Origin of the sequence: Bacillus cereus group sp. Bce019 (assembly GCF_051781745.1) — a bacterium.
Classification (GTDB): Bacteria; Bacillota; Bacilli; order Bacillales; family Bacillaceae_G; genus Bacillus_A; species Bacillus_A cereus.
The window spans coordinates 623,180-635,397 of sequence record NZ_JBPWJX010000001.1; the positions used below are offsets into that span (position 1 = coordinate 623,180).

A 12,218-nucleotide genomic window follows, 5' to 3' on the forward strand; every position below is an offset into this window, starting at 1 on the left:
TATGAGCACATATATTTATATGGTTAGACATGGTGAATCACCAAAACTAGAAGGAAATGAAAGAATGCGTGGATTAACTGAGAGGGGACATATGGATGCCCGTAGAGTAACTGACATATTAAAAGCGGAGAGGATTGATACTTTTATTTCCAGTCCTTATAATCGGGCTATGCTAACGATAGAGGAGTTAGCTAATTTCCATGAAAAAGAAATAGTAGTATATGAAAATCTTAAAGAGTGTATGTTTTCAAGTGAGGATCAGGTTATATCAGACAAAGAGGTGTATCCACTTGTACAGAAGATGTTCTCTAATCCGGACTTTGCACGAACGGAAGGAGAGTCATATGCAGATTGCCAGAGAAGAGTAGTGAAAGTATTAAAAGAAATCTTAATGGATTTTCGAGGATGCAAAATTGTAATTGGTACACATGGGCTTGTCATGACATTAATGATGAACTATTTTGATAAACAATATGGTTTTGAATTTTTAATGAATACGTCAAAACCGGATATATATAAGATGGAATTTAAAGAAGAACAATTAATGAATGTAGAGAGATTATGGAAAGCTGAATAAAATTAGTTGCATGGATTTTGTTGTAAAAGTTACTTTTATAGCAAAGTCTTTTTTTGAATAGAAAGCATCTTTATCAACTATTGTTAGAATGTTAAATAAATAAGTAATTATTCAGTCTTTGAATAAATTATGGAGAAATTGGTTTAGGGAAACAATTTTAAATGTGTCAAAATTCCAAACGTTGGATTTATATTCAATAGGAGAAAAAGATGTAGAATTTTGTCTTACAGTCCCCGTTTACTTTTCATTTCATTACATATAGGCTTTGTGGTGTAAGGGAGGACATTGCCTTTACGTAAAATCTATAAGGAGGTCATTGTAATGAAACAGATTAAAAAGTTTGCGGGAGTTGCTTTAGCGGGGACGATTGGATTAAGTGGATTACTGTTTTTAGAACCAAGTGTAAGCGTTGCGGAAGCACAGCAAGTGAAAGTAGAAAATTTCAATACAATTGATGTAACGATGAATCTAAATGAATTGTATGTATTAAGTGGCAGAAGCATTGATATTCTTTCTGGAGATAAAGAAGCAATTCAGTTAAATAAATACACAATTAGTTTTAATAAACCTGGGAAGTATGTGATTAAAGTAAATGGCTGTATTTATGATGATGTATATACTTTTATTGTAAATGAGTAGTATATATTCTTAAATTGCGAGATAAAAACAGAAACACCCTATTTGCGATGAGAGTCGTAAATAGGGTGAATTTATTTGTATTAAGCTGTACTTTAAATATGTTCACTAATTTTCTTTTTGTTATGTAAAAGTGTTAACAATGTAAATGAAATATACATCTTCACAGTCAAAAAAGTTAAAATATTTCGTTTTAAGGATTATAATGGAGGGAGGAACATAAAAGGGAGTGAATGAACTTGAAACAAGAACTTATTGAAAGATTTACGAGATATGTAAAAATTGATACGCAATCAAATGAAGAAAGTCATACAGTACCAACAACACCAGGACAAATTGAGTTTGGTAAGTTATTAGTGGAAGAGCTAAAAGAAATTGGTTTAACAGAAGTAACGATGGATGATAATGGCTATGTAATGGCAACACTTCCAGCTAATACGGACAAGGATGTTCCTGTAATCGGATTTTTAGCCCATTTAGATACGGCAACAGACTTTACAGGGAAAAACGTCAAACCACAAATTCATGAAAATTTTGATGGTAATGCAATTACGTTAAATGAAGAGCTAAATGTTGTGTTAACACCAGAGCAGTTTCCGGAATTACCATCATATAAAGGACATACCATTATTACAACTGATGGTACAACACTTCTAGGAGCAGATGATAAAGCTGGTCTTACAGAAATTATGGTTGCAATGAACCATTTAATACATAATCCGCAAATTAAGCACGGGAAAATAAGAGTAGCATTTACACCGGATGAAGAAATTGGTCGTGGGCCAGCGCATTTTGATGTAGAAGCGTTTGGTGCATCATTCGCTTATACGATGGATGGAGGTCCATTAGGTGGTTTAGAGTATGAAAGTTTTAATGCTGCAGGTGCTAAGTTAACGTTTAACGGAACGAATACACATCCTGGAACAGCAAAAAATAAAATGCGCAATGCTACTAAACTTGCTATGGAGTTTAATGGGTATTTACCAGTAGAAGATGCGCCAGAATATACAGAAGGCTATGAAGGATTCTATCATTTACTTTCTTTAAATGGTGATGTTGAGCAAAGTAAAGCATATTATATTATTCGAGACTTTGATCGTGAAAATTTTGAGGCACGTAAAAATAACGTTAAAAATATTGTGAAGACTATGCAAGAAAAATATGGCGAAGATGCAGTCGTTTTAGAAATGAATGATCAATACTATAACATGCTTGAAAAAATTGAACCGGTAAGAGAAATTGTTGATATTGCATATGAAGCAATGAAAAGTTTAGACATTGAACCAAATATTCATCCGATTCGCGGAGGCACAGATGGATCACAATTATCATATATGGGATTACCGACGCCGAATATTTTCACTGGTGGTGAAAACTATCACGGTAAATTTGAGTATGTTTCGGTAGATACTATGGAAAAAGCCGTTCAAGTTATTGTGGAAATTGCAAGACGTTTTGAGGAGCAAGCTTAAAAAAGAACCAAGTAGTACGAATGTGCTACTTGGTTCTTTTAATATAGTACTCGCCACAAATAAAAAGTCGCATAAGACTCCCAATTAGCCCAGTTTGCCGCGAAATCTTTTATTTCATTTTTTGTCGGTTTATTTTCGGAACCTGTTATAAATTTAATTGCATTATGCAGACCAACATCATCAATTGGAAAAGCCGAAGGAAATCTTAAACAACGCATTAAAACATAGTTGGCAGTCCATGGTCCTATACCATGGATAGCAGTTAATTGTTTCTCAGCAACCTTTACATCTTGTGTTTGCAGTAAATCCTCTTTTGATAATTTTCTCTCTGTAATAAGCTTCGCAATACCGATTAAATATTCACATTTTCTAGTCGTCATTTTTAATTGTTGAAGATTTTCTACATGTAGATTTGCAATTGTTTCAGGTGATGGGAATATCCAATGTTTTCTACCGTCCCATTCTACATAACTTCCAAATTGCTCAACTAATCTCCTTTTTAGTGTATAAGCATATGTTAGGTTAATTTGTTGACCGATAATTCCCCAGGAAAGTGCCTCAAATAAGTCTGGAATGCCTAAAGTACGAAGGCCATAATATTGTTCAATTGGTCCTTGAAGGAGTAAATCATGTTTAGCTAATGTATAAAATGGGGCTAAATCAGTAGTTAAATCAAACCATTCTTTTACATAGTTAACTACAGCTTCACGTATCGATTTTTCAGATGTATATGGTTCTTCTAAACAACGTATTTGAATATTCCCATCTGTATTCACACTAATTTCAACTAAAGGATTTACATCTTGAACAGGGATAACTTTATAAATTTTGTTATCTTCAATATGGAACATACATTCATTGTTAGAGCGTGATAGATAACGTAAATTTTCTTGGAAACAAAATTCTTTTGGAACTGCTATAGATAATGCGCTATTATATTCTGCTGTCATATGAATTCCACCTGCAACTTTTCTAATGTAAGCAATTTTTTCTTCATTTCTAATCCACCCCTAAATCCGGTTAGTTTCCCATTCTTCCCAATAACGCGGTGACAAGGAATGGTAATAAGAAGAGGGTTAGCAGCAATAGCAGAAGCAACGGCGCGCACAGCTTTAGGTTTTTGAATTCTTTCAGCAATTTCTGTATAAGAATATGTCTTTCCATAAGGAATTTCACGTACCGTATTCCAAACAGATAATTGAAAATTAGTTCCATAAGCATCGATAGGAAATGTAAAAGTTTCTCGCTTGTTTTCTAAATACTCGATAACTTCTTGCGTATATATTTGCAAGTAATCTGGACTATGGGTCAATATATGTTGGGGCAGTTTTTTTCTAGCCCATATATTTAATTCTTCAAAGTTTTCGTCTTGTGATCCAATGAAACATAGTCCATTTTCAGTTGCAGCAATATGAAATCGCCAATTTTTATGTGTAAGTAGCGTCCAATATATATAATTATTTTTGTAGGAATTCATTATCGTATCCCTCTTTCATTTCGTTCTTTTTTCGATATTCAGTAGGAGTAAATCCGGTTTTCTTTTTAAATAAAGTTGCGAAATACTCTGGGTTTTCTATCCCGACAGCAGTACTAATTTCTTTAATAGATTGATTTGTGTGTAAAAGGTATTCGGTTGCTTTAAGAACCCTGAATTGTTGTATATATTCTATAGGAGTTAACCCTATTATTCTTTTGAAAGTACGTTGTAAATGAAAAGGGCTACCGTGACACATTTCCGCAAGCATGTCGAGAGTTAAGGATTCGTCATAATGCTTTTCGATATAGTCTTTAATTTGTTCTACCCACTCTTCATTAGGTAAAGTGATCCCATTTGGCTTACAACGTTTGCACGGGCGAAAGTTCTCACTTAATGCTTGCTCTGCATGATGAAAAATTCGTACATTGTTTCTATTCGGTATTCTTGATTTGCATGATGGTCTGCAAAAGATTCCAGTTGATTTCACAGCATAAAAGAATTTGCTATCATAGGAAGAATCATTATGAATAATTGCTTGCCAATACTCATTTGTTAATGTAACTCCTTCATTGTGCATAGAACATCACCTCTGAAATTAGTATAACCTGAATAAAGTGCGTATGTATGTATTCATAAATGTAAGAGCAAGATTACAAAGGTGAAAATATGATTGTTTTCTATTTTGTGATAGCATGAAATTTGGAAATAAACATCAAGAGGAGGACTATAGATGAAGTTAATTTCATGGAATGTAAATGGTTTGCGAGCTGTTATCGCAAAAGGTGGATTTTTGGAATATCTTGAGGAATCAAGTGCTGACATATTTTGTCTACAAGAGATTAAATTACAAGAAGGGCAAATTGATTTAAATTTAGAGGGATATTATACATACTGGAATTATGCTGTGAAAAAAGGATATTCAGGAACTGCTATTTTTTCGAAAAAAGAACCGCTTTCAGTTACATATGGTTTAGGCATTGAAGAGCATGATCAAGAAGGGCGACTTATTACTTTAGAATTCGAAGATTTTTACATGATAACGTTATATACACCAAATTCAAAACGTGGATTAGAACGATTAGATTACAGAATGAAATGGGAAGATGATTTCAGGTCCTATATCAAACGATTAGATGAGAAGAAACCAGTTATTTTTTGTGGAGACTTAAATGTTGCTCATAAAGAAATTGATTTGAAAAATCCGAAAAGTAATCGTAAAAATCCTGGATTCTCTGATGAGGAACGAGAGAAATTTTCATGTATTTTAGAAGAAGGATTTATTGATACATATCGTTACCTTTATCCTAATCAAGAAGGTGCATACTCGTGGTGGTCGTATCGTATGGGCGCGAGAGCGAAAAATATCGGATGGCGTTTAGATTATTTTGTTGTTTCGGAAAGAATGAAAGACCAAATAACAGAAGCGAAAATTAATAGTGAAGTAATGGGGTCAGACCATTGTCCAGTTGAATTACATATAAATTTCTAAAAAAAGAAGTATCTCCCTAATATTAGGGAGATACTTCTTTTTTTAATTCAGTTTGTTAAAATTTTTCAAATCATTCTTGAAATAATTTCATATTAAATATATACTTAGTAACGATAATCATTATCAGTGAAAATGATTATCAAGTGATGAAGGCGTAAAAGAATTATAGTCTAGGGGAAGTGAACGGGAATGAGTTCTGGATAAAATTATTAATCTAATGAAATATATATATGGGACAAGGTTCATATAGTTAAATTTTATTGAGAATATAGTTTGAAAATTCGAGAGGAGACATATAAAGATGAACAAGAAATTATTTACTTTAGGGATGGTTACAGTTTTAAGTGTAGGTTTAGCGGCATGTAATAGTGCGGATAAAACTTCAGGCGAGCAAAAACAACAGACAAAAGCTACGGAAACGAAAAAAGATGAAAAACGAAAAATCACATATTTAGGTAAAGAGTATACAGTGCCAGCAAAAGTAGATAAAATTGCGACAGCTAGTTTAGAGTCAATGGAAGATGCGGCAGTACTTGGAATTAAACCAGTTGGTGCTATTACTGTAGGTGGTAAATTACCAAAATATCTTGAAAAAGAGTTAGAAGGTGCTAAATCTGTTGGTGAGAAAATGCAACCCAATTTCGAAACATTACTACAATTAAAACCAGATGTTATTACATCGAGTACGAAATTCCCAGCAGAAACAGCTGAAAAGTTTACGAAAGTAGCTCCTACATTCCCGGTATCACACGTTTCAACAAATTGGGAAGATAACTTAAAGTTAATGGGAGAATTAACTGGTAAAAAAGATAAAGCAGAAAAAATTATTAAGGATTACAATTCGGACGCTGAAAAAGCAAAAGCAAAACTAGGAGATAAGTTAAAAGATAAAAAAGTACTTGTCATAAGACTAAGAGCAAACGAATTATTCCTATATCCAGAAGGAGTATACTTCAACCCTGTAATTTATAAAGATCTTGGACTAACTGCTCCAGAACAATTGAAAACTGTAAAAGCACAAGAGAAAATTTCATTTGAAAAACTTGCTGAACTTAACCCAGATTATATTTTCTTACAATATGAGGCAAGTGAAAATAAAAACCCGAAAGTGTTAGAAGAAATTGAAAGTAATCCAATTTGGCAAAGTATGAATGCTGCGAAGGAAAAGAAAGTATTTGTAAATGTTGTAGATCCAATGGCACAAGGTGGTACAGCTTGGAGTAAAACAGCATTCTTACAAGAAGCCGTGAAAAATTTATCTAAATAATACAATAAGTAAGGTGCGTTGAATGATATGCAGAAAACAAATGCAGTACCAGTAACTATATTATGTATAGCACCCATACTCATCTTATTTACAATTATACTTTCGATTTTGTATGGGGCAAAAAGTATTGACGCTGAAACAGTGTGGAACGCATTATTTCATTTTGATTCAAGCGATGTAAATCATAATATTATTATTACTTCACGTTTACCAAGGATAGTTGCAGCTCTTTTAGTCGGAGCATTTCTAGCCATATCAGGAGCACTTATGCAGGGGATGACAAGAAACTATCTTGCATCCCCTTCTATTATGGGTGTGACGGATGGCGCTGCCTTTGTTATTACACTTAGCATGATTTTTCTTCCGGGAATGTCATCAATTGGTATGGTTGTATGTTCAATGATTGGTTCTGCACTAGGAGCCGGTATCGTGTTTGGTTTTGGTTCGCTCCTTCAAAATGGCTTATCACCAGTTAGGTTAGCAATTATAGGAACAGTTATTGGAACATTTTTAAGTAGTGTATCGGCTGCAATGGCTTCGTATTTCCAAATTTCTCAAAATGTTAGTTTTTGGTTTAATGCAAAGTTAGATCAAGTAGATCTTAATATCATTAAAATCACGATACCGTTTGGGATAATTGGAATAATTTTAGCATTGTTAATATCAAAATCTATTACCATTCTTTCATTAGGCGAAGAGGTTTCTATTAATTTAGGGCAACGTACAAAACTAGTTAAAGTGATGGCAATTTTATCGGTAATTTTCTTAACAGGAACAGCAGTTGCTTTAGTGGGGAAAGTTGGTTTTGTAGGTTTAATTATTCCGCACATTACGCGCTTTATAATTGGGGTAGATTATAAGTGGATTTTGCCATGTGCAGGTGTTATTGGTGGCGTTTTCTTAGCGTTATGTGACGTTTTGAGTAGATTTGTAAACTATCCATTTGAAACACCTATTGGAGTCGTTACCTCTTTAATTGGAATTCCTTTCTTCCTTTATTTAATCCGTACTAGAGGAGGAGAGAGACATGCTTAAAAGTTCAAGTCAACGTTTCGGAATGACGATGGGGATTATTATATTTTTAATACTATGTGCTATTTATATTAGTTTAACAAATGGTACGTTCGACATTACGATTACAGATGTATTTAAAACACTGTTTAGAATTGATCCAGTACCAGAACATGATTTAGTTATTTTTGAGTTTCGCCTTCCGCGCATCGTAATTGCTGGATTAGTAGGATTAGGCCTTGGTGTTGCGGGTGCCGTTATTCAAGGGATTACGAGAAATGGGTTGGCGGACCCAGGTATTTTAGGCGTAAATGCCGGAGCAGGAACAGCGATTGTCATTTTTATGTTTTTCTTTCAAGGGCAATTAAAAAGCACAGACTGGGTTTCTATTATGATGATGCCAATGTTTGGTTTAGTAGGCGGATTAGGTGCAGCTATCATCATTTATCTGTTTTCTTGGAAAAACGGTAAATTAGATTCGCAGCGACTTTTATTAACAGGGATTGCAATTGGATCAGGATTTGGAGCCTTTTCTATGTACTTATCACTCAAAATGAAGTCAACTGATTTTGAAATGGCCGCAGTGTGGGTGTCTGGAAGCATATATAGTGCAAACTGGAAGTATATTGTGGCTATGTTACCATGGCTTATTATCTTAATTCCGCTTATACAAAAGAAAGCTTATTTATTAGATTTATTTCAATTGGAAGAAACGAGTATTACAAGTTTAGGTGTTTCAGTAGAAAGAGAGAAATCGATTTTACTATTAAGTAGTATCGGGCTTGTGAGCGCATGTGTTGCTGTTTCAGGGAGTATCGGTTTTATTGGCTTAATGGCACCGCATATAGCGAAAAGGCTTGTCGGTATTCAACATAAGTATATAATTCCTACGTGCGGCGTAATCGGAATGTTTCTTGTAATTGCTTCAGACTTTATTGCGAAAACAGTTTTTACACCTGTAGAGCTACCAGTTGGAATCGTTATTTCTATTGTCGGTGTACCGTATTTCTTATATTTACTTTATAAGGCGAAAGCGTAAGAGGAGGAATAAAAGTGAGTATTTTAAGTGCAAAAAATTTAGAAACAAGTTATGAAAAGCTTACAGTGTTTCGCGATTTAAATGTGGAAATACAAGAAGGAAAAGTAACGACAATTATAGGTCCAAACGGTTGCGGTAAATCGACATTGTTAAAAACAATGGGAAGAATTTTAAAACAAAAAAGCGGTAAAGTATATTTGCAAGGACAGGATTTACATACAATTCCAACGAAAGAAATTGCGAAGCAGTTAGCTTTACTCCCGCAAACTCCAATTGCACCAGGTGAGCTTAAAGTGGAAGAATTAATTTCTTATGGACGCTATCCACATCGAAATAACGTAAATAAGTTAACGACAAAAGATAAAGAAATGATTGATTGGGCATTAGATATAACGAAAACTTCTGAATTTCGAACGAGACAAATTGCAAATTTATCAGGTGGTCAAAGACAAAAGGTATGGCTAGCGATGGCATTAGCACAAGAGACAGAAGTGTTGCTATTAGATGAGCCAACTACATACCTTGATATGTCTCATCAATTAGATGTATTACAAATTGTGGAGAAGTTAAATAAAGAACATAATTGTACGGTTGTTATGGTATTACATGATATTAACCATGCATCAAGGTTTTCAGATGAAATTATTGCAATGAAGGAAGGCGAAATTGTTACAACTGGTAGCCCAGAAGAAATCATTACAAATGAAGTGTTAAAAGAAGTATTTCATATTGATGCGCGTGTCATGATTGATCCGCATAATGGGGCTCCTGTTTGTTTCGGTTATGATAGCGTTGTATCTCAAGAAGAAAAAATCGAAATATATGTAACAAGTTAAAAGGGGGGGATAGGGTGAATACTACAATTGAAAAACAGCAGATTATAACATCTAATACAGAGCAGTGGAAAATGTATTCAAAATTAGAAGGTAAGGAATATCAAATTCATATTTCAAAGCCGAGGCAACCAGCACCGGATTCAGGATATCCCGTTATTTACGTATTAGATGGCAATGCCTTTTTTCAAACATTTCATGAAGCAGTTAAAATACAATCAGTAAGAGCGGAAAAAACTGGTGTTTCACCAGCTGTTATAGTTGGAGTGGGTTATCCGATTGAAGGCGCATTTTCAGGGGAAGAAAGGTGCTATGATTTTACGCCTAGCGTAATTTCAAAAGATGCCCCTTTAAAACCAGACGGTAAACCGTGGCCTAAAACAGGAGGAGCACATAATTTCTTTACTTTTATTGAAGGAGAACTGAAACCACAAATTGAAAAGAATTTTGAGATTGATAAAAGTAAGCAAACGTTATTTGGACATTCTTTAGGTGGACTATTTGCTTTGCATATACTATTTACAAACTTAAACGCTTTTCAAAATTATTTTATTAGTAGTCCATCTATATGGTGGAATAATAAATCCGTTCTTGAAAAAGAAGAGAACCTTATACATGAATTAAACAATGCTAAGTTTGAAACAGGAGTGTTCCTTACAGTTGGATCACTTGAACGAGAGCATATGGTTGTAGGTGCAAATGAATTATCAGAGCGCCTTCTCCAAGTAAACCACGATAAACTTAAATTTAAGTTTTATGAAGCTGAAGGGGAGAATCATGCATCTGTTGTGCCGACGTCTTTAAGTAAAGGATTGAGGTTTATTAGTTACGTATAGGAAAAAAGGTTATGGATGAAACATTCCATAACCTTTTTTAATATGTAGAATTGTCCTTTTCGAAAGTTTTGTTTCAACTTTTCGTCTAAAGAGACAAAAAGTTGTCACAAATCGGTCACAATTAGCATAAACATAAAATAGACGAAATGAACTTATTTCCAAAAAGGCTTGGTTTATTCCGATCATGATTTGTAGAGCTGAAAAAGTATGGATGAAAAGTTCACTATATTCCCAAGGAGGTAGATCGTATGAAAACTATTCTTGCTATCGCTGGACTTATTTGGGTTCTATCACATGGCATTCCAATTTATGAAGGAGAACAAATTCGCAGTGCTCTAAATAAAAATTTTAATGAATATCATATCATTGATCGGCAAGATAATGTTGTGACAGTTCGAGTAAATGACTGTTTTCATACGGTAACCGTTGAAGGAACTTCAGTAGTGAATGATACAAAAGTATGTGATCAGCAATAATTATATATGGAAAGAAAAAATTCTTGGGTTAAATATCTGAAAATTTAAATTAAAACATTATAGACGAAGAATAAGCGGGGGCGGGTAATCCCCGCTTATTCTTGTTTCACTTTATTGAATTTTGATGAGAGATATAATGATTTTTTGACAAAAAGGAAAGGGTATACTGAAAATTGAGATTAAGAAGCTAATGCGTTGTTAAGAATAATCATAAAGTGTAAATATACTCTTATGGGGTATCATGCGTAGATATTTAATGCTATAATTGGTATACTCATAAAAAACAATTGTTTTATTGGATGAAGAGAAACTTTAAGAAGGTGATAATATGGATCATAAAGAGCATGAAGCAGTAACACATAGATCAGAAAAAGAAAAAGAACAGATTATAAATAGATTAAAGAGAATTGAAGGACAGGTCCGCGGTATTCAAAACATGATTGAAAATGATCGTTATTGCGTAGATATTTTAGTGCAAATTTCAGCGATTAATGCAGCGATGAAAAAAGTAGGAATGGGCGTTCTCAAAAATCATACGAGTCATTGTGTTTCAGGAGCTATTAAAAATGGAAATGGTGACGAAGCAATTGAAGAATTAATGACAGTATTTGAACGTTTTTCAAAAGCGTAAAAACAAGCTAGTATTTAACTGGCTTGTTTTTTTGTTTACCCTCATATTGGATTTGGGTGTATTGTAGTGAAAAAGTGTGTGTAAAATAAACTTTTAGAAAATAATTGAAAAATCATGATACAAAACCATTGATTACCTTAGGGGGGTATGGTAAGATGTAATTGTGATTAACAAACAATGAATAAACAAGAGGAGGATTTTAAATGGAACAGTTAACATTACAGGTTGAAGGTATGTCTTGTGGACATTGTGTAAATGCTATCGAAAGCAGTGTGAAAGAGCTAAACGGTGTTGAACAAGTGAAGGTTCAATTAGCAGAAGGAACTGTTGAAGTTACTATCGACTCGTCTGCTGTAACATTAAAAGATATCGTTGCTGTAATCGAAGATCAAGGATACGATGTTCAATAATTATTTTTAGATATGGAAATAAATCGTACTTTAAATGAAGTACGATTTATTTTGCTAATCATTA

Annotated in this window: 15 protein-coding genes; 12 read left to right on the forward strand and 3 right to left on the reverse strand. The window is 33.7% G+C overall.

Annotated elements, in window-relative coordinates; all coding sequences use genetic code 11:
• The first annotated feature begins 1 nt into the window (after position 1).
• From ACS2QP_RS03305 to pepT, 3 genes are all read left to right on the forward strand, one after another.
• Entirely contained in the window at positions 2-577 is a 576-nt protein-coding gene (locus ACS2QP_RS03305; RefSeq protein WP_332284168.1) for a histidine phosphatase family protein, read from the forward strand.
• Between the two features lie 321 nt (positions 578-898).
• Entirely contained in the window at positions 899-1,216 is a 318-nt protein-coding gene (locus ACS2QP_RS03310) for a hypothetical protein (protein ID WP_000809495.1), read from the forward strand.
• A gap of 236 nt (positions 1,217-1,452) precedes the next feature.
• Positions 1,453-2,685 (forward strand): peptidase T, encoded by a 1,233-nt coding sequence (pepT, locus tag ACS2QP_RS03315; protein ID WP_002164459.1) that lies wholly within the window; start codon positions 1,453-1,455, stop codon positions 2,683-2,685.
• Between the two features lie 38 nt (positions 2,686-2,723).
• Here pepT and ACS2QP_RS03320 read toward each other — a convergent pair whose 3' ends face one another.
• The 3 genes from ACS2QP_RS03320 to ACS2QP_RS03330 are packed head-to-tail and all read right to left on the reverse strand — an operon-like array spanning position 2,724 to position 4,739.
• Positions 2,724-3,635: a DNA glycosylase gene (locus ACS2QP_RS03320; protein ID WP_000123504.1), complete on the reverse strand. Its 912-nt coding sequence runs from the start codon at positions 3,633-3,635 to the stop codon at positions 2,724-2,726.
• Entirely contained in the window at positions 3,632-4,162 is a 531-nt protein-coding gene (locus ACS2QP_RS03325; protein WP_001089840.1) for a methylated-DNA--[protein]-cysteine S-methyltransferase, read from the reverse strand. Before ACS2QP_RS03325 ends, ACS2QP_RS03320 begins: the two co-directional genes overlap by 4 nt.
• Entirely contained in the window at positions 4,143-4,739 is a 597-nt protein-coding gene (locus tag ACS2QP_RS03330; protein WP_000551322.1) for a bifunctional transcriptional activator/DNA repair enzyme AdaA, read from the reverse strand. The genes ACS2QP_RS03325 and ACS2QP_RS03330 overlap by 20 nt, the downstream gene beginning before the upstream one ends.
• 153 nt (positions 4,740-4,892) lie before the next feature.
• Between ACS2QP_RS03330 and ACS2QP_RS03335 the strand changes: the two genes are divergently transcribed.
• From ACS2QP_RS03335 to copZ, 9 genes are all read left to right on the forward strand, one after another.
• Positions 4,893-5,651 carry an exodeoxyribonuclease III gene (locus ACS2QP_RS03335; protein ID WP_000767621.1) on the forward strand — a complete coding sequence of 253 codons (759 nt, stop codon included), beginning with the start codon at positions 4,893-4,895 and terminating at the stop codon, positions 5,649-5,651.
• 301 nt (positions 5,652-5,952) lie between these two features.
• Positions 5,953-6,918, forward strand: coding sequence for an iron-hydroxamate ABC transporter substrate-binding protein (locus ACS2QP_RS03340; protein WP_438882129.1), 966 nt, complete (start codon positions 5,953-5,955; stop codon positions 6,916-6,918).
• A 27-nt stretch (positions 6,919-6,945) separates the two neighbouring features.
• Complete coding sequence (locus ACS2QP_RS03345; protein WP_326235419.1) at positions 6,946-7,953, forward strand: iron ABC transporter permease; 1,008 nt, start codon at positions 6,946-6,948, stop codon at positions 7,951-7,953.
• Positions 7,946-8,968 (forward strand): FecCD family ABC transporter permease, encoded by a 1,023-nt coding sequence (locus ACS2QP_RS03350; protein WP_000920450.1) that lies wholly within the window; start codon positions 7,946-7,948, stop codon positions 8,966-8,968. The genes ACS2QP_RS03345 and ACS2QP_RS03350 overlap by 8 nt, the downstream gene beginning before the upstream one ends.
• Positions 8,969-8,982: 14 nt before the next feature.
• Complete coding sequence (locus tag ACS2QP_RS03355) at positions 8,983-9,804, forward strand: ABC transporter ATP-binding protein (RefSeq protein ID WP_000025765.1); 822 nt, start codon at positions 8,983-8,985, stop codon at positions 9,802-9,804.
• Between the two features lie 14 nt (positions 9,805-9,818).
• Entirely contained in the window at positions 9,819-10,637 is an 819-nt protein-coding gene (locus tag ACS2QP_RS03360) for an alpha/beta hydrolase (RefSeq protein ID WP_098584469.1), read from the forward strand.
• 248 nt (positions 10,638-10,885) lie between these two features.
• Positions 10,886-11,113 (forward strand): hypothetical protein, encoded by a 228-nt coding sequence (locus ACS2QP_RS03365; protein ID WP_000849103.1) that lies wholly within the window; start codon positions 10,886-10,888, stop codon positions 11,111-11,113.
• Positions 11,114-11,441: 328 nt separating this feature from the next.
• Positions 11,442-11,744: a metal-sensing transcriptional repressor gene (locus tag ACS2QP_RS03370; protein ID WP_000349637.1), complete on the forward strand. Its 303-nt coding sequence runs from the start codon at positions 11,442-11,444 to the stop codon at positions 11,742-11,744.
• A gap of 203 nt (positions 11,745-11,947) precedes the next feature.
• Positions 11,948-12,154: a copper chaperone CopZ gene (gene copZ, locus ACS2QP_RS03375; RefSeq protein WP_000436973.1), complete on the forward strand. Its 207-nt coding sequence runs from the start codon at positions 11,948-11,950 to the stop codon at positions 12,152-12,154.
• Positions 12,155-12,218 lie beyond the last annotated feature (64 nt).